We start from the raw sequence: 19475 nt of genomic DNA, 5'->3' as shown, positions 1-19475 counted from the left end.
GTATAATATACACATGATTAATTAAGTAAAAAATATAAATAGGAGGGGAAAATGGATAAGTTATCAAAGAAAATAGACTCGTATATGATAGCACTAGTATTAGAATTATTTATTGTTGTAGTGATATTATTTATATCAAAAGAAAATACTAATTTTTTATTGAATTTTATCATGCTAGGAATTACATTTTTAATTTCGATAACAACATATATAGGAGGCATTATATTTGGGCTTATATTAACATCAGTAGCAATATTTTTATATGCATCTTTAATATTTTATAGAAATACAGTATTGAATATAGATATAAACTATATATCTTATATTTGGATGTTGAGTATGCCTATCATATGTATGACTAGTGGAAGGTTATCTAATGTTATTTTAGCACTTCAAAAAGATAACAAAGTATTAAAAGACAAATATAAAAATCTTGTTACAGTTGATGAAGTAACAGGTCTTGGAAATATTAAACATTTCTATTCTACTTTAGAAAAAGAAATGAGTAAATCAAATCGACACAAAAATAAGCTAACACTAATGATGATAAAGCTTCCTTATTATAAAGAAATTAGAAAAATAATTGGAGAAGAAAAAACATATAACTTAGTTAAAAGTGTAAGCAATATAATAATAGATTCTACAAGATCTGAAGATGAGAGATATTACTTGGAAAGTGACATGATAGGGATTATAATGCCATATACCGATTTTGACGGTGCAAACACAGTAAAAGAAAGAATTAAAAAAAATATAAGTGAATTAAATTTAGAATTAAATCAAGGAAAGTCATATATAGACATAGATACAAAAATAGCTATTGTTGAATATAAGGAAAGTATAAATGGTTCTATAGAATTTAAAAATTTATGTGAAGAGGAGCTTCAGTATGATGTGTAAAAAATATATTGCTATAATTCTAAGTGTTTTATTAGTTTTTAGCAGTAGCAGCATAGTTTTTGCAGACATACAGAAAAAAGAAAAAGCTCTAATAATATATGAAAATCAAAAGACATTTTCGTATAAAGAAAATGTAGTAAATCACTTAAATGAACTTTTATATAGGTTTAACAAAAGTGTAGATAATATATATGTAAATGATTACAAAAAAGGAAATCTAACAAAATATGATTCAGTATTTGTAATAAATATAGAAAATGAAATAAATAATACTGATTTGCTAGATGATTTAGCAAATTATAAAAACAGTATATATTGGATAGGAAATAGAATTGAAGACTTTTTAAGCTATAGTAAAAAGTATGATTTAATATATGATAAAAAGGTAAATAGCATAAATGAATTAAATTATAAAGGGAAAAAACTAACTATATCTGGAAGTGATTATTTTGATGTAGTTAACACTAGGGGTGAGAGTAATAAGGTATTAGCAACTATGAAAGATTCTTATAATGAATATCCTTATGTTATAAACAATAAAAATTTATATTTCATTGCAGAGTACAAAATAGATCAGTCCTTCATATTTGAAGATACTTTAAATGATTTTTATAATATAAAAAACTTTGAAAAAGGTAAAGTATTTGTAAGGATTGAGGATGTGCATTTATTTAGAGATAAAAATAACCTAAAAGAGATTGCAGACTATTTATACTCTGAAGGCATACCTTTTATGATAGCATTAATTCCAGCGTATGTAGATAGCAAAACTGGTAAAATAAATACCATAAAAGATGATCCAGAGTTTATACAAACTATAAAGTATATGCAAGATAGAGGTGGTAGCGTTATTCTACATGGATATATGCATTCTTTAGACAAAAGAGAGATTTCAGGGGAAGGATATGAGTTTTGGGATATGGAAAAAGATGAGCCTATATCTGAAAATATGGAGAACTATGTTAAGTATAGAGTTTTAAGTGGATTAAGATTGTGTGTAGAACAGGGTATTTACCCTCTCGCATTTGAAGCGCCTCACTATGCTATGGATCAAAATGGCTATACAGAATTAAAAAAATATTTTTCAACTTATGTTGGTCAATATCAAAACAATAACGAAAACTTTGCGACAAGTAGTTTTCCATATATCATAGAAGGAAGTAAAAACTTCAACATTTTAATTCCTGAGAATTTAGGATATATAGAACGAGACAATAAGTTTTCAATAGATATTATAAAGAATAACTTTTATAAACTTTCTATGGTAAGAGGATACACTGGAGGTTTTTTCTTTCATCCTTATATGAATATAGATTATTTAAAACAAGTTATATCTTACTTAAAAGACAATGATGCAGAGTTCTTAAATTTAAAAGATATAAATAATTATGTAAAAATTGATGATATAAATATAAAGTCGAAAGATGGCAAAATAGATGTTACGTATGATAAGAATAAGTCAAATGAAAAATCTAAATCTGAGATGAACTTTGAAAACTCTATGTCTAATATAAATAAGATAATCGTAATATTTGTGTCTGCTGTATTGGTTGTATTTACGATAATATTTATATTCTTTAGATTTATAAATAGACGAAAATTTAGAAGGAGATAGTTATGAATAGATTTACTATAGTAGATTACTTATTTTTATTTTCTTTAATATCTATATGGGCAATACTTTTTATAAATATTCTTTTAGCTGCAAGTGGATATGTATATTATCTTAAAAATCTTAATTTTAAAGATGAAAGATTAAAAGAATATCCATTTGTATCTATATTAGTTCCAGCTCATAATGAGGGAAAGGTTATAGGAAAAACTGTGGAGTCATTATTATTATTAGATTATCCTAGAGATAAGATGGAATTGATAGTGATAAATGATAATTCAAGTGATGATTCTAAAGATATACTTCAGAGTATAAAAAATAAATACAAAAAATATAATTTTACCATTATAAATACAGATAATATTACTGGAGGTAAAGGAAAATCAAATGCACTAAATATTGGATATCAAGAAGCAATAGGAGAGTTTATTGCAATATATGATGCAGATAACACTCCAGAAAAAACAGCACTTAGATATTTAATCCAAACCATAGTAAAAGATGATAAGTTAGGTGCTGTTATTGGAAAATTTAGAACTAGAAATAAACATAAAAACATTTTAACAAAATTTATAAATATAGAAACATTGAGTTTTCAATGGATAGCTCAAGCAGGACGAAGACAATTATTAGGGCTTTGTACGATACCAGGAACTAACTTTGTATTAAGAAAAACAACTATTGAGCAGTTAGGTGGATGGGATACGAAAGCAATAGCCGAAGATACAGAGATAAGTTTTAGAATTTATAAATTAGGGCAAAGAATAACGTATGTTCCTCAAGCTGTAACTTGGGAACAAGAGCCAGAGACTATAAATGTATGGATAAAGCAGAGAACTAGATGGGTTAAAGGAAATATATATGTACTAGTTAAGTATATAAAAAATATATTTAAAGGTAAGCAAAATAGAGTATTATTCGATATAGTATATTTCTTCTCAGTATATTTTTTATTTTTAACTTCAGTTGTAATATCAGACTGTATATTTGTTTTAAGCTTATTTAATATAGTACAGGTCAATATACCGTTTAACTTTTGGATTGTATGGGTATTATCATATATCCTATTTATTTTGCAAGTTAGCATAACTTTATCTATGGAAAAAGGAGAAAGTGGACTTGAAAATATATTTTTAGTTGCAATTATGTACTTCACATATTCACAAATGTGGCTATTAGTAGCGATTAAGGGTATGTTTGGACATTTCCAAGATGTATTTTTAAAAAGAGAAGCTAAATGGTATAAAACAGAAAGGTTCTAGGGAGGTACTTAATGAGAATAATAACTATAGCATTATCGTTAATACTAACTTTTTCTAATATTAGTTTGATATTTGCAGATAATGAAGATGTAAAAGCATATAAATTTCAAGATGACGTGACTATAAATGGTGTTATTGGAAGCACCGAAAGATTTTTTAATGTATCTCAAAATTGGGATGTTAAGGATTTGAAATTAAATTTAGTATATACAAAAAGTGAGCTATTGGATGTAAACTATTCAACCATTACAGTATTTATTAATGGAGAGCCTGTAAGCTCAAAAAGGTTAGATGGAGATAGAAAATATCAGGATAAATGGCAAGTTAACATTCCTAAAGAACTTGTAAAACCAGGATATAATAGCATTTCTATAAAAGCATATAAAACTATATCAGATAAAATATGTAGAGATGATTCTAATACTGCAAATTGGTTAGTAATACATAAACAATCAGATATAGAATTGAATTATTCATTAAAATCTAACTCAAATGAAATAAAAGACTATAATAGTACATTTACAAATATAGGTAATGAGGAGTATGTAGATACAACTTTTGTATTACCAGATAAGTATAATAGTAATGAATTAAGCTCCATAATGAATTTAAGCTTAAATATGGGACAAAAACTAAAAGCTGACAATTTCAAATTAGATGTAAAACTAAAGTCAAATTTAAAAGAATACAATAATAATATTATCTATGTAGGTGGAACAAATGATACATCTACAGATTTTTTGAATTTACTAAGCAATGACGAAAAAAATCAGGCTAAAAATAAAGCTGTTATAAAGCAAGTAATTTCTCCGTTTAATAAAGACAAAAGAATGATTTTAATAATCTCAGATAATATCAAAGCTCTTAAAAATGCAACTAAATTAATATGTAATAATGAGCTGTTAAATGAATTAAATAGTAGTAGCTTCATAATTGATGAAAATAAAGATGTTTCAGATATAAAAAAAGATACTAAAAATAAATTAACTTTAAATGACTTAGGGTATAATGATTTTTTACTTAAGGGACCTTTTTCACAAGAAACTAACTTTGATGTATCTATACCTAAACATAAAATAAGTACGGCTGGATCAATTTTGAATTTAAAGTTTAGATACGCTAAAAATTTAGATTTTGAAAGATCATTAGTTACTGTATATGTAAATGATAAGCCTATTTCAAGTAAAAAATTATCTTTAGAAAAAGCAGATAATGATAATTTAGAAGTAAATCTTCCAACGGATGTTTTAGGTAAAAATTATTATAAAATAAAAGTTGAATTTAATTTAGAGTTAAAAGATTTAATGTGCGTTACAAGAGATACAGATAACCCATGGGCTTATATTTTGGATAGTTCATTTATAAAGTTTGATTTTAAAGACAATGATAGTTTGAATTTCAAAAGTTATCCGTATCCTTTTATAGATAATCAACAAGCAAATGATATAAATGTAGTTGTTTCTAAGAATTTAAACTCTTCAGATTTAAGTAACATAGCTAATATAATTGGAAATATGGGAAGAGATGCAGTTTATAATACAGGAAATTTAAATGTATTAACTGATAGTGAATTTTTAAACACGAACAAAAAAGGAAATCTTATAGTTATAGGAACTCCAGATGACAATAGTATTTTAAAAGATATAAATAAAGACTTATACATTAAATTTGATAAGAATTTTAGTGGATTTGAAAATAATGATAAGATTAAATTTTTAGATGATAAATATTCAAAACAATTATCAACAATACAACTTATAAATTCACCTTATAGTAAATCAAATTCAGCTATTATAGTATCTTCTTTAGATAAAAATAGCTTGAGTTCATCAGTAAGGTATTTATCTGATAACAATTTAACCAGAGATTTAAAAGGGGATGCAGCTGTAGTAAATAGAGATGGAGGTATTCAGGATATAAGTTTCAAAGAAAACAACACAAGAGATGGAGAACCCGAAGATAACTCTGCTAAATTTAAATTAGAAAAATCAAGTTTAACATTTGTACTTATTGCAGGATTTTTATTCTTAACTGTAATAATATCAGCTATATTATTAATATTAAAATATAGAAAGTAGTTGATACTCTTGAAAAAGGTAATAATTTTAACACTTATATTAGCTTTATGTGGAGGCATAGTTGCATATAGACATGATAAAGCAGAAGTACCAGATAAATTAAATTCAGTAAATTTATCTACAGATTATGAAATTAATCAGGCATTACAAGATATAAAAATGTTAAATGCAAATACTGTAAATGTACCTATAGTTATAAAAATACCTTCTTTAGAATCTAACAAAATGATTATAGATGAATATAGTAAAAATAAGGCCATACAGATTATTAAAATTTTGAAAAAAAATAATAAAACAGTAATATTAGAAGCATTTCCATGGATTGACAATGGTAGTAAATATGAAACTGAATATAATCCTAAAGATAAAAAACAATTTTTTAATGATTGGAAAAGTATATTAAGTGAGCTAATTGATGAGGTAGCAGTTCCATGTAAAGTAGATATTATAAATACAGCATCTAATTTCAGTAAGCTTGAATCTTATGAACAACAGTGGTGTGACATAATAGACTTTACGAAAAAGAGATTCAAAGGACTTGTAACATATAAAACTTCATGGTGGTACACTGCTAAATGGGATCTTAAAAGTAAAGAATTATATAATAAAAAATTAAATAACAAATTGTTTTCGAAAGTAGATTTTATATCTATTGCAGCTTATTTTGAGCTTAGTGATAAGCCTATAAATACAGTTGATGAGTTGGTTAAATGCATCAATAGTTCTACAGTAAATAATAGAAATCAAAATATAAAGCAAGAAATTGAGAACTTTGCAAATAAATATAATAAAAAAATTTTTTTAGGGGAATTAGGATTTCCAAGACTTGAATATGCGGCAACACACCCTTGGAACAATAATGTATCTGACTTGGTAAATGGAGATGAGCAAGCTAGATGTTTTAACGCATATAAAATAGCCTTTGACAATGAAAAGTATATTAAAGGGTTTTCTATTTTTGCTGTAGGAGAAAAAAGTAAAGATAAAATGTTTTACCCATCAAAAGAGAGTATGAATTTTATTAAACTATGGTATGAATAAAATGGGAATATATGGTTAGGAAAGATTAAAGATAATATTATTATTAAATACAAAACGATTGAAACGGAGAGAATTATGCTTAAAAAAATAAGTAACATTTTAGTTATTCTCATAGTATTAATACCCATAATTGATAATAATATATATTCACAGGAGAAACCATATAAAAATAAAGTTATAAAAGTTGGATTTTATGATTATAACCCGTATTTTTATATAGACAAAGGAAATCCAACTGGATATTATAACGATATATTAGACACTATATGCAACGATTTGGGAATTGAATATGAGTATAAATATACCAATATTTTACAAGCAATGAGTATGTTAAAAAATGGAGATTTAGATTTACTTATTGGAATTAATAGAACAGAAGATAGAGATAATGAATTTGAATTTACAGATAGCTATATAACTTTAGAAACTTATGGAGTATATACTAATAAGCCTATAGACTATGGTAACATAAAAGGTTTAAACAATTTAAGATTTGGATATATACCTGGAGAGACTAACTCGAAATGGATAATGGATTTATTAGAAAATAGGGATATAAAAGTAATTCCTGTTGAAGCTCAATCTTATAAAGAACTTGATGATTTACTAATAAAAAATGAAATTGATGCTACTATTTCTCATATAAATAATACAAAGTTAAGTGATATGAATGAGATTTTTGAATATTCAACAGGACCTGTTTACATAGCTGGAAATAAAAAAAATAAACAACTTGTAAAAGATATAGATAAGAAGTTAAAGTTATATTCTAAACAAAAATATAGTCCGATAGATAACCTTAAAGATATATACTTCAATAAAGGAGAGAGTAGGTATAAAAGTAATTTCAAAATAATTATTTTAATAGGATTAAGTATTGTTGCATTTTTAGCATATATTTTTTATAAAAAAAAATTACCATATATTAAAAAGTGCAAGATGAAAAAAATCATAAGAGAAGATTTGAAGAAAAATAAATATTTTTTATATTACCAACCTATAGTAAATCCTAAAAAAAATGTAATAATTGGATTTGAAGGGTTGTTGAGATTGAGAAAAGATAATAAAATACTAACACCTTATTTTTTTATAAAAGAGATTGAAAACAATGATATGTTATTTGAAACTTCATTACATATATTAAAACTTGCAATAAATGATTATGACATTATAAAAAAATACAATAATATTAAAAACGATGAATTTTATATATCACTAAACATGTCTTTAAATGAAATTGAAAATGATACATTTATAAAACAAATATGTGATATATCAACTTTAATGAATATGAAAAAGCATAGCATATGTATAGAAATTTTAGAAAAAGTGGGGATAAATGATTTAAGCAAAATAAATAGGTCTATAGAAAAATTAAAAAAATGTGGATTTATGATAGCTATAGATGATTTTGGTGTTGAATATTCCAATTTAGATATATTAGAAAAATTAGATTTTGATATAGTTAAAATAGATAAATACTTTATAGATAGTATAGAAAGTTCCATTTTTGTAAAGGAAATTATTATATTTTTATCTAATATATGTAAAGCCACGAATAAGTCCATTGTATGTGAAGGCGTAGAATATAAATGTCAAAAAGATTTTATAAAAAACATAAAAAATGAAAAGATGTATATACAAGGATATTATTATTTTAAACCACTTAGCATAAATGAGATAAATAAAATAAATATTGATTAATACATACTAATGATTTATAATTAGATAAACTGATTACAATATCTGTATAAATTTGACGATAAGGGTCAAGAGTTTCTACCAAATCACCGTAAATGATTTGACTACAGGAAGTTTGTTTATTATTTTTTATAGTAAATACAACTCCTGTCTTTTTAGACAGGAGTTTTTTTAAACTTTCTCAACATTATTTATGCAGTATACTAAAATTTGGAGGCATATTTATGGAAAAGTTAAAAGAAAAAATATTAACTGAAGGAAGAATTTCAGGTAATGATATATTAAAAGTAGATAGTTTTTTAAATCATCAATTAGACGTAGCGTTTTTAAATGAAATAGGAAAAGAGTTTTCAAAAAGATTTGAAGGTAAAAAAATAGATAAAATACTTACAATAGAAGCTTCAGGTATAGCTATAGCATCTATAGCATCTCAACATTTTGGGAATGTACCTGTAGTATTTGCAAAAAAAGTTGAATCTAAAAATTTGGATAAAGATGTTTATGAATCTGAAGTATATTCATTTACTAAAGCTAAAAATTATACAATAAGAGTTTCAAAAAGGTATTTAAATAAAGGTGAAAACATATTAGTTTTAGATGACTTTTTAGCAAATGGAAGAGCTGCAATAGGTTTAAATGAATTAGTTGAGCAAGCTCAAGCTAACTTGGTTGGAGTTGGAATAGTTATAGAAAAAGGATTCCAAGATGGGGCTAAACTTTTAGATGAAAAAAATATAAATTTACAATCATTAGTAGTTTTAGAGTCGATAGAAAATGGACAAATAAAGTTTAAATAAAAAAGCTGGTTTTAACCAGCTTTTTTTTATGCATTAATTTGTAGAAAAAAATAGATAATAATTTCTGTTAAATAGTCAGAAAATGTTATATAATTTAATTAGGTAAAAAATGGAAAAAAGGGGAGGTCCCATATGAGGCTAAAGATAAAACTGGTAATTGGGATTACCTTAGTTTTTATATTTTTGGGGTTAGGTTATATAATTATAAATACGACTATGAGATATCAACAAGAGTTTGGAAGCATTGTATACAATTACAGTGAAAACGAAGAAATCGGAAAAGAAAAAAGTTAATTAGTATTAAAACAAACTGCGTATGCAGTTTTTTTACGCATTAGATAAACCAATAAAACTTAAAAATAATATATAATTATTTAATAAAATTTAAAAAACAGGAATAAAATTATTAAATTTGTTTTAATTTTTTCAATATGTTACCATTTTGAAATAGTTGTTACGAAGCTGTAATACACATAATGGATTAATTAGAGTATAATGTATATATAATAAAAAGTGACATTAAGTGACAGTAAGGGGGAAGTTATGAAAAAAAATAACAATATTTTTTCTGGCTCTAATAAAAATAAGAAACGGGCAAAACTAAATGTTAAAAGAGCATTTTTACTAATGGTAGTATGTGTAGTTATATTTGGTTCTTTTAATAAAGTTAAAGCTTATGTGGATGAAACAATAAAAGAAAAACAAGAGGAAAAAGTTGCAGAGGAGAAAAGACTTGCAGCAGAAGAACAAAAACGTAAAGAAGAAGAAGAAGCTAAAAAGAAAATGATCGGAGTTAAGCATGGAGCAGAAAGTTACAGCTATAGTGCCGAAAAAGTTGCAGAGAAATTAAAAAGTGGAGACTATTCAAACAATGGAGAAAAGGTAGTATTTTTAACTTTTGATGATGGAACATCAACTACAGTTACTCCAGAGATATTAAAAACATTAAAAGATGAAGATGTTAAAGCTACATTTTTTGTAACAGGATCTAATATAGAACGTGGTGGAAAGAAAGCTGAAGATTTACTAAAGCAAGAATTTGAAGAAGGACATGCAATAGCAAATCACTCATATAGCCATGATTATGGTATATTATACCCAAATAGAACATTAGACTTAGAAGCTTTCAAAGGCGACTTTAAAAAGACTGATGATATATTAAAAAGAGTTTTAGGACCTTACTTCTCAACAGAGGTTATAAGATGTCCAGGTGGACATATGTCATGGAAAGGTATGGAACCTTTAGATGAATATATGGCTGCTAACAGTATGGCTGCAATAGATTGGAATGCCTTAAGTGGAGATGCTGAAGGTAAAAAGAAATCACCTGAAGAACTATACAACTATGCAGTAAAAACTTCAGAGGGAAAAGAAATGGTAGTTATTTTAATGCATGATACTTATGGTAAAGAAAATACTGCAAAAGCTCTTCCACAATTAATAAAATACTATAAAGATAATGGATATCAATTTAAAGTATTAGTATAGTGAAGATTAATTAATTATATATTAAAAAGAAGAGGATACGATGTATATAAAGTTACATTGTATCCTCTATATTTTTATTTAAAATAAAAATATAGAGATTAAGTTGTATATACAAAATCTCTATATTAATTAAATTTATTAAATTTTATTTAAGGCATTAAATAATACTATATCAATACTATCATTTATAACTAAATCAGCTTTATTATCAGCATGAGTAGTACTTTTATTTATAAGGATTAAATTCTTGCCTTTAAAGTAGTCTATAAGTCCTGCTGCAGGATACACTACAAGTGATGTGCCTCCGATAATTAAAGTATCAGCTTTAGATATAGCATTAATAGATCCTTTTATTATAGAATCATCCAAACCTTCCTCATAAAGAACTACATCAGGTTTAACTGTATCTCCACATTTAGTGCAAGTTGGGACATTCTTTGAATTAAGAATGAAATTAGAGTCATAAAACTCATTGCAACTAACACAGTAATTTCTATGTACAGAACCATGAAGTTCAAATACATTTTTGCTACCTGCCATTTGATGAAGCCCATCTATATTTTGAGTAATTACAGCTTTAAGTTTACCCATTTTTTCAAGTTGAGCCAAAGCAATGTGAGCATTATTAGGTTTTGCATCAGGATATATAAGTTTTTTCTTATAAAAATTAAAAAATTCCTTAGTATATTTTAAATAAAAAGTATGAGAAACTAATTGCTCTGGAGTTAAAGTAATATTTAATTTCTCATTAAATAATCCGTTGGAACTTCTAAAGTCAGGTATATTAGATGCTGTTGAAACTCCAGCGCCACCAAAGAAAACTATATTATCACTATTTCTCAATATATCAACTAATTTTTCTTCTTTATTCACGATAAAACACCTCTTTTTTCAGTAGAATACTATTGTATCTAAAGTAAGATTTATTTTGAAATAAACATTACTTTAAATATTCATCTATAGAGGTAGCAACAATTTTAGCAGCTACAACAGCTTCTATAACAGTTTTAGCACCATGAGTAACATCGCCACAAGCAAATACTCCATCGCGAGTAGTATGTCCACTATTATCTGTCATAATAAGTCCTCTATTATTAACATCTAAGCCTTTGTTATTAGAAACAATAGTATTTCTAGGAACTTGGCTAACTGCGACTAGTATAGAATCACACTTAAATAACTTTTCGCTATCTTCTACAGTAATTAAAGAAGTAGTCCCATCTTCATTAACTACTTTTTTAGTATCAGCTAAAATTATACCTTCATTAACTATTTTTATAGGAGCTTTATAAGTCATAAACTCTACACCTTCTTCAATAGCTTCATGAATTTCAGCTTTAGTTGCTGTCATATTGTCAAAGTCACGTCTATATGCTACGAAAACATCTTTTGAACCATAATGCTTAGCACTTCTAGCAGCATCCATAGCAACATTACCAGCACCTATAACAACAACCTTATTTCCTAAGTCGTAATTTTTAGGAGAACGTAGGTAATCGATAGCATAGTGTACATGACCTAAGCTTTCTCCTTTTATTTCTAATCTTCTTGGATTCCAAACTCCAGTACCTATAAATATAGAATCATATCCATCTTCAAGTAACTTGTCTAATGTAAGTATAGGACCAACTGTAGCGTTGATTTTAAACTTAACTCCCATATTTTTTAGTATATTGATTAAATTATCAATTATTTCTCTTGGAAGCCTAAATTCAGGTATACCGTATCTAAGAATTCCTCCAAGCTGCTCATTTTTCTCAAACACAGTTATATTATAGCCTTTTTTTGCTAACTCAAATGCAACTGTAAGACCAGCAGGGCCAGATCCAACTATAGCAATGTTTTTTCCGTTTTTGCTTATATTCGAAAAATCAGCATCTTTTAAATAGTTTTTAGAAATTTCTTCTTCTATTTTATAAAACTGAATTGGTTCTCCTTTAATTCCTCTTATACAATTACCAGCACACTGATCTTCATGTGGGCAAACAATTGCACAAACAGCAGAAAGAGGATTATTATTAAATAGAAGTTCACCAGCTTCTTTTATTTTACCTTCTTTATATAAATTTATTACAGTAGGTATATCTGTACTTATAGGACAAGCACTTTTACATCTAGCATTTTTACAAACTAAACATCTATTAGCTTCTAAATTTAAATCTAACAAAAAATCACCACCTATATTAATATCTATTATTATACCCCAGAATAAGTACTTATAACATAGGTAAAATGTCGGAAAATGTAAAAATATATAAACAAACGCATATATTTGACTAAGAAATGAGCTGAATATATAATAAAAAGTATAAATTAATAAAGCGTAAAAAGGTTATGAAGAAATTTTATAATCTTTTAATATTTTAGATTGGAGCAATATATGGATATTTCGCCATTAATTATATCTATCAAAACATCACTTGTGGCAACTTTAATAACTTTTATTTTAGGTATTATTATATCTTATAAAATATTTTGGTATAAAGGAAGATATGAAAGTTTGATAGATACTATACTAACTTTACCACTTGTATTACCTCCCACAGTAGTAGGATTTTTTATATTAATTATAATAGGAAAAAATGGACCTGTGGGAATGATACTTAAAACAATAGATATAAATCTTATATTCACATGGACAGCTACTGTAATTTCAGCTGTAATCGTATCTTTTCCTATAATGTATAGAAGTTTAAAAAGTTCATTTGAGCAAATAGACAATAACATGATATTTGCAGCAAAGACGTTAGGGCTTAGTGAGAAGGAAATATTTATGAAAATAATGTTACCAATATCATACCCTGGGGTAATCGGAGCTGTAATTTTATCATTTGCAAGAGCCATTGGAGAGTTCGGAGCGACACTTATGATTGCTGGCAATATACCTGGAAAAACTCAAACTATGCCTATTGCAATATTTTTTGCAGTTGAAAGTGGTGATATGAATAAAGCTATGATTTGGGTTATGATTATCATTGGAATTTCATCGATTGTAATAACTATATCAAATTTTATATCTAAATCTAGAGATAAAAAATTTGGGAAAGGGAATTAAAATGTCTTTATATGTGGATATAGAAAAAACTTTAAAAAATTATAAGCTAAGGGTATTTATAGACCAAATAAATAAAATTACAGGATTATTAGGCGAGTCTGGGTGCGGCAAAAGCATGACTTTGAAATGCATAGCAGGACTTGAAAATCCAGATAAAGGTAGAATTACTTTGAATGGTAAAGTTTTATATGATTCAGAGAAAAATATAAATTTAAAACCTCAAGAAAGAAATGTGGGCTTTGTATTTCAAAACTATGCGTTATTTCCTCACATGACTGTATATGAAAATATAGAAATAGGATTAAAAAATATAGATAAAAAAAGCAAAAATTTAATTTGTAATAAATACATAGAAGATTTTAATTTAGAAAAAGTGAAAAATAATTTACCAAATCAACTATCAGGAGGGCAGCAGCAACGAGTAGCATTGGCAAGAGCTTTAGCGAAAGAACCAGATATATTACTTTTAGATGAACCATTATCAGCGTTAGATTACCATTTAAGAGGTGAAATTGAAGAAAACTTAAGAGTTATACTGAACAGATATAAGGGGAGCACAATATTTGTAACACATAATATAAATGAAGCTTATAGAGTATGTGAGGATATAGTTGTATATGATGAAGGTGTTGGAGTAGTAACAAGAAATAAATATGAATTATTCAATAATCCGAAATCTATAAAAGAAGCAAAATTAACAGGGTTTAAAAATATATCAAGATTTAAATTTATAAATGATAATTTGATTTATGCAATAGATTGGAATTTAAATATTGATATAGACAATGCAAACCAATATAAAAATTTACAATATTTATGTATACGTGAATATGATATAAAAATTAGTGATAATAGAAGGAGTGATGAGATTTATATGGAAGTTATAAATATTACAGAAAATCCTTTTGACTTTACTATTGTAATAAAAAATGAGAAGTTTAGTAATGCAGCTGTTATTTATATGAATATTAAGAAACATGATATAAATACAATTATAGGTGACTCGATAAAAGTGATTTTTAATAAAGAAAAAATCTGCTTTTTTTAGAAAATTCAAAACAAAGGAGGAGTTGCAATGAATAATTTAAAGATAGTATGTGATAGTTTATCTGATATATCAAAAGAGTTAAGGGATAGGTATGATATCGAAATGGTTCCGTTGACTGTTAGATTTGATGATAAAGAATATAGAGATGGTATAGATTTAGCGCCTAAAGAATTTTATGATATGTTGAGAGATGGAAAAATGCCTCAAACATCACAAGCTACATACTCTCAATTTAAATCTGTATTTGATAAATTTGTAAATGAAGGTAGAGAAATTTTATACATATCAGGATCATCTAGGGCTACAGGAACATATCAAAGTGCAATAATGGCAAAAAATGATACGGATGGTAAAATATATACTTTTGATACTATGAACTTTTCATATGGCTGTGGGATGCAAGTTGTTAAAGCTGCACAAATGGCTAGAGAAGGTGCTAGTATAGATAATATTTTAAATAAATTAGAATATATGAAAGAGAATATGTATGTAGTATTTTCTGTAGATGACTTAAAATACTTGCAAAGAGGTGGTAGGATATCATCATCTAAGGCTGTTATAGGAAATATGTTAGGGATAAAGCCTATATTAGAAGTTAAAGATGGGCTAGTAACACCGGTGGCGCAAGTAAGAGGAAAGAAACATATATTTTCTAAGATGGTAGATATGACTAAAGAATATTGTGGAGAAGGAAAAGAAATTGCTATAGGACATGGTGATTGTAATCAGGATATGAGTAAATTAAAGGATCTTGCAACTTTGGAGTTAAATCCTAATGGAATTTCAATAGTAGATGTAGGATCTTGTGTAGGCGCTCATGCAGGTCCAGGAATTTTAAGTGTATTTTGTGTTAGATAGATAAGTGCTATAAATTTAAAAGATAAAAATTAGGCATAGGTCATTGGACTTATGCTTTTTTATCTTTAATGAAATTTGAGATATGTTAGCTAAACTGGCGATTTGTTAAAAAATTACCATTATATTTGGTGTATTTGTAGTCAATTGATTGCGATTCGTATACAATTTATGTGGGAGGGGAGAATTATGAAGTTATATGCGCTTTGCTGTATCACTGTTTTAGGCATATTTATATATGGAGGACAAGGAGAAGAGCCTGTAATGAAAGAAGTTTTTAATGAGATTCAAATAGAAGAATCAACAAAACTAGACATTGAAATTTTTTGCGCATAAAAAAAGCACATCATATGATGTGCTTTTATAATATGCTGACTAAGCAGCAGTATCTTCGTCATTTCCGTTACCACGTATTATATCAGCAGTAACTATTTTGTAGTTCTTGAATATTGTATGTCCTAAGAATCCAGCGAATATACTTACTACTATACATCCAGCAGCAGCCATTAAAGCAGGAGTTCCGTTTTGTCCAACTGCTACAGCGAAACCAGCTATTGGAGTAGCCATACCTGGAACACTTATTGCAAGAGGTGCAACGTAAGTACTTATTAAAGCAACTACAACACCTGATAATGCTCCACCTATAAAGTTAGTAGTGAATACTGGTATTGGGTTTGCAGATATTATATCTGATTGAGTTAATGGCTCTATAGCAACAGCTATAGTATCTTTCTTATCACCAAACTTCATTCTAGAGAAGAATACAAAGTTCATGAAAGAAGAACCAAATACTGCTAATGCACCTATTGCCATTGGAAGACCAGTTAAACCTATTATAGATGTTAATGCCATTGATGATAATGGAGCAGTAGCAACAACTGTTATTAATCCTCCAAGTATTATACCCATGAATATTGGAGAAGATGTAGAAGCAGCTGTTAAAGCTTGTCCTATTTGCATTAATGTATCATTAACTATTGGGTTCATAAACATAGCTATTGCTCTTGATAATGGAGCAGCAACTAATATTATAACTATTAAGTCAAGACCAGCAGGAGTTTTTTCCTCTAAGAACTTAACAACGAATGATATTAAGTATCCTGCAACGAATCCTGGAAGTATTCCGAATCCTGAAACTGTTAAACCAACTAAAACTGCATAAACTGGAGATACTCCTAAAGCTAATGGTACTAATATACCAGCAGCAACTCCTCCTAAACTACCGTTTGCAGCTCCAACTTGCTCTAAGAAAGAGATTCCGAATTGTTGTCCAAATAATGAAGCGTGGAATGCTTCAACTAAGAAACTTGCGCAAGCAGCACTTGCTAGTGCACCCATAGCTTTCATACCGTGAGGTGCTTTGTAACTGAATAAAGTGAATAATGCCAGTACAACTAATAATAGTGCCGTACTCGTTATAATTTGCATCATAAAAAGTTTTCCTCCTCGTTGATTAAAATAAATAAATGCTTGTTATTGTTTTCCCGCTTTTTGCGGTTATGATTCAATTATATTATATAAAATTAATTTTGTAAATAGTTTAAATGTAGAAAAATGTAGAAAGAGTTAGAAAATAAAATCAAATTTGAAAAATAATGTTAAAATTGCAACACAATCAGATTGCTGTTTTTGGGTGTTGTCTATACAAAGGAATTAGTGTAAACTAGAATTTGACAATACTTTTAAGGGGGTGGAGGTGAAGAAATGAATGAAATAATAAAAGAAATTATAGACTTCGTATCAAAAACTTTTCCTAAGATACATGCTAGTCTATATTTAGAGTCTTTAAAAGAGTATGCCGCAAATATAAATGTAAACAGAACACAATTAAGAGCACTTGTATTCATAAATAATAATGGGGAAATAACAATGACGGACTTATGCGAAAAATTAAATATAGAAAAAGGAAGTCTTACTACTATGGTAGATGACTTAACTAAAAAGGGATACCTAACTAGAACAAGAGATTCAAGAGACAGAAGAAAATATATATTAAACTTAACAACTTCAGGTGAAGAGATAGCTAAAGACTTTTTAGAAGCATTAGGAACTAGATTAGAATCAAGATTCTTGGAATTAAATGAAGAAGATCGTAATAAATTTATGGATTCTATAAAAAACTTAGAAGAAATACTTATAAAAGAAAGCTAGGGTATGTGCATAAGCACCCAATTTAAGAGACAAGTTAACAGTAAGTGTAAAAAGTGGCGAAAAAATAGACTAATCATTTGATTAGTCTATTTTAAATTTAGTTATTAGTTGCTAAATCATTTTTAACTTCCATATATTTTTCAAGACCTTCTTTTAAAATATTTGCAGCTTTCTTTAAATCATGTTCATTTAATATATAAGCAAGTCTTATTTCGCTTTTACCTAAGCCTTCAGTTCCATAGAATCCTTCAGCAGGGCAAGCCATAACAGTTTCTCCATCTACATCAAATTCATTTAACATCCAGATTACAAAATCTTCTGCATTTTCTATTGGCAATTTAGCAAGTATATAAAATGCGCCTGTTGGCTTTTTGCATATTACTCCTTCAACTTTCATTAACTCACTATATAAAACATCTCTTCTTTTTTCATATTCTTCATTAACTTTTTTAAAATAAGTATTAGGAGTTTTGTACAATTCTATAGATCCTATTTGGTCAAGAGTAGATACACACAATCTTCCTTGACATAATTTTAAAACCTGAGCAATGAACTCTTTATTTTTACAAGCTAAAGACCCTATTCTTGCTCCACATGCACTATATCTTTTTGATACGCTGTCAACTATTATTACTCTATCTTTGATTTCTTCTATATTTCCGAAGCTTATATAATCTAAGTTATCATAAACAAATTCTCTATAAACTTCATCAGCGATTATCCATAAGTTATTTTCTTTTGCTATATCAGCTAACATATGAACCTCTTCTTTTGTATAAACAGTTCCAGTTGGATTTCCTGGATTTGATATAAGTATTGCTTTAGTGTTTTTATCAATCTTAGAACAAATTTCTTCTTTGTTTGGAAGATGGAATCCATTTTCTGGATGCGTAGTTATAGGTTTTACAAAAACGTTTACACAAGAGCTAAAACCATTGTAGTTTGTATAAAATGGTTCAGGCACTAGAATGTTGTCACCAGGATCACAAATAGCCATCATGGAAAATAATAAAGCCTCACTACCACCATTAGTTATAAGTATTTCATCTTTTTCAAAATTCATGTCATATGTAGCATAATAATCAATCATTGCATCTATTAACTCAGGCAAACCTTGAGATACAGCATACTCTAAAACATCGCTATTAAAAGTATTGACAGCATCAAAAAAACCTTTAGGTGTTTTTATATCAGGTTGACCTATGTTTAAATGATAAACCTTTATTCCCTTTTCCTTTGCAGCTGTTGCATAAGGAACTAACTTTCTTATAGGTGAAGATTGCATAGAAATAACTCTATTAGAAAAGTACATTTTTAATACCCCCTGTATTATGAAAAATATGTAAAATCCCCTTACAAGAGAATAATATCATAAACGAAGATAAAAAGCACTCAGTTTTTTCAGATATCATAAGGGTTTTATAAGATTTGCAATCTGTGATAAAATATGTAAAATTATAACTATAGATTTACAAAAAATATTATAG

At 27.3% G+C, this 19475-nt stretch carries 18 protein-coding genes and 1 riboswitch; of the genes, 14 read left to right on the top strand and 4 right to left on the bottom strand.

What is annotated here, in order from left to right; genetic code table 11:
- The first annotated feature begins 51 nt into the window (after positions 1–51).
- The 9 genes from ACN6I1_RS10200 to ACN6I1_RS10160 all read left to right on the top strand — a co-directional run bounded on the left by ACN6I1_RS10200 (position 52) and on the right by ACN6I1_RS10160 (position 10879).
- A complete protein-coding gene (locus ACN6I1_RS10200) occupies positions 52–900 on the top strand; it encodes a GGDEF domain-containing protein (RefSeq protein ID WP_419741835.1) in 849 nt (282 codons plus the stop codon).
- A complete protein-coding gene (locus ACN6I1_RS10195) occupies positions 890–2515 on the top strand; it encodes a DUF2334 domain-containing protein (protein ID WP_419741834.1) in 1626 nt (541 codons plus the stop codon). The genes ACN6I1_RS10200 and ACN6I1_RS10195 overlap by 11 nt, the downstream gene beginning before the upstream one ends.
- Before the next feature lie 2 nt (positions 2516–2517).
- Entirely contained in the window at positions 2518–3774 is a 1257-nt protein-coding gene (locus tag ACN6I1_RS10190; protein ID WP_053831591.1) for a glycosyltransferase, read from the top strand.
- A gap of 11 nt (positions 3775–3785) precedes the next feature.
- Positions 3786–5852 (top strand): cellulose biosynthesis cyclic di-GMP-binding regulatory protein BcsB, encoded by a 2067-nt coding sequence (locus ACN6I1_RS10185; RefSeq protein WP_419741833.1) that lies wholly within the window; start codon positions 3786–3788, stop codon positions 5850–5852.
- Between the two features lie 9 nt (positions 5853–5861).
- Positions 5862–6893 carry a glycoside hydrolase family 113 gene (locus ACN6I1_RS10180; RefSeq protein ID WP_419741832.1) on the top strand — a complete coding sequence of 344 codons (1032 nt, stop codon included), beginning with the start codon at positions 5862–5864 and terminating at the stop codon, positions 6891–6893.
- Between the two features lie 75 nt (positions 6894–6968).
- Positions 6969–8597 carry an EAL domain-containing protein gene (locus ACN6I1_RS10175; RefSeq protein ID WP_419741831.1) on the top strand — a complete coding sequence of 543 codons (1629 nt, stop codon included), beginning with the start codon at positions 6969–6971 and terminating at the stop codon, positions 8595–8597.
- A 22-nt stretch (positions 8598–8619) separates the two neighbouring features.
- Positions 8620–8721: riboswitch (purine riboswitch) on the top strand.
- Between the two features lie 97 nt (positions 8722–8818).
- Positions 8819–9391, top strand: a complete 573-nt coding sequence (locus tag ACN6I1_RS10170) for a xanthine phosphoribosyltransferase (protein WP_035115056.1) — start codon at positions 8819–8821, stop codon at positions 9389–9391.
- Between the two features lie 132 nt (positions 9392–9523).
- Positions 9524–9685, top strand: a complete 162-nt coding sequence (locus ACN6I1_RS10165) for a hypothetical protein (protein WP_419741830.1) — start codon at positions 9524–9526, stop codon at positions 9683–9685.
- Positions 9686–9934: 249 nt separating this feature from the next.
- Entirely contained in the window at positions 9935–10879 is a 945-nt protein-coding gene (locus tag ACN6I1_RS10160; protein ID WP_226887881.1) for a polysaccharide deacetylase family protein, read from the top strand.
- A gap of 138 nt (positions 10880–11017) precedes the next feature.
- On the opposite strand, the gene ACN6I1_RS10155 is transcribed toward ACN6I1_RS10160, so the two are convergent.
- Both ACN6I1_RS10155 and ACN6I1_RS10150 read right to left on the bottom strand, forming a co-directional pair.
- Positions 11018–11755 (bottom strand): NAD-dependent protein deacylase, encoded by a 738-nt coding sequence (locus ACN6I1_RS10155; protein ID WP_419743305.1) that lies wholly within the window; start codon positions 11753–11755, stop codon positions 11018–11020.
- Positions 11756–11819: 64 nt separating this feature from the next.
- Positions 11820–13046, bottom strand: a complete 1227-nt coding sequence (locus ACN6I1_RS10150; RefSeq protein ID WP_419741829.1) for an NAD(P)-dependent oxidoreductase — start codon at positions 13044–13046, stop codon at positions 11820–11822.
- Between the two features lie 213 nt (positions 13047–13259).
- On the opposite strand from ACN6I1_RS10150, the gene modB reads away from it, so the two are divergent.
- The 4 genes from modB to ACN6I1_RS10130 all read left to right on the top strand — a co-directional run bounded on the left by modB (position 13260) and on the right by ACN6I1_RS10130 (position 16173).
- Positions 13260–13934, top strand: coding sequence for a molybdate ABC transporter permease subunit (modB, locus tag ACN6I1_RS10145; RefSeq protein WP_419741828.1), 675 nt, complete (start codon positions 13260–13262; stop codon positions 13932–13934).
- 1 nt (position 13935) lies between these two features.
- The gene (locus ACN6I1_RS10140) at positions 13936–14982 is read left to right on the top strand and encodes a sulfate/molybdate ABC transporter ATP-binding protein (protein ID WP_419741827.1); all 1047 of its coding nucleotides are present in this window, start codon (positions 13936–13938) and stop codon (positions 14980–14982) included.
- Between the two features lie 27 nt (positions 14983–15009).
- Entirely contained in the window at positions 15010–15840 is an 831-nt protein-coding gene (locus ACN6I1_RS10135; protein WP_419741826.1) for a DegV family protein, read from the top strand.
- A 186-nt stretch (positions 15841–16026) separates the two neighbouring features.
- Entirely contained in the window at positions 16027–16173 is a 147-nt protein-coding gene (locus ACN6I1_RS10130) for a hypothetical protein (RefSeq protein ID WP_021429609.1), read from the top strand.
- 39 nt (positions 16174–16212) lie between these two features.
- Here the strand turns inward: ACN6I1_RS10130 and ACN6I1_RS10125 are convergent, their stop codons facing one another.
- On the bottom strand, positions 16213–17268 hold the full coding sequence (locus tag ACN6I1_RS10125) for a PTS sugar transporter subunit IIC (protein ID WP_332840958.1): 1056 nt from the start codon (positions 17266–17268) through the stop codon (positions 16213–16215).
- Positions 17269–17541: 273 nt separating this feature from the next.
- Between ACN6I1_RS10125 and ACN6I1_RS10120 the strand changes: the two genes are divergently transcribed.
- Positions 17542–17988 (top strand): MarR family winged helix-turn-helix transcriptional regulator, encoded by a 447-nt coding sequence (locus ACN6I1_RS10120; protein ID WP_021429767.1) that lies wholly within the window; start codon positions 17542–17544, stop codon positions 17986–17988.
- Between the two features lie 97 nt (positions 17989–18085).
- Here ACN6I1_RS10120 and ACN6I1_RS10115 read toward each other — a convergent pair whose 3' ends face one another.
- Positions 18086–19300, bottom strand: a complete 1215-nt coding sequence (locus ACN6I1_RS10115; protein ID WP_025161607.1) for a pyridoxal phosphate-dependent aminotransferase — start codon at positions 19298–19300, stop codon at positions 18086–18088.
- Between the last annotated feature and the right edge of the window lie 175 nt (positions 19301–19475).

The organism is Paraclostridium dentum, assembly GCF_048568265.1.
Classification (GTDB): domain Bacteria; phylum Bacillota; class Clostridia; order Peptostreptococcales; family Peptostreptococcaceae; genus Paraclostridium; species Paraclostridium dentum.
The sequence above is the reverse complement of the archived record's forward strand: the minus strand, read 5'-3'. Positions and strand labels throughout refer to the sequence as shown.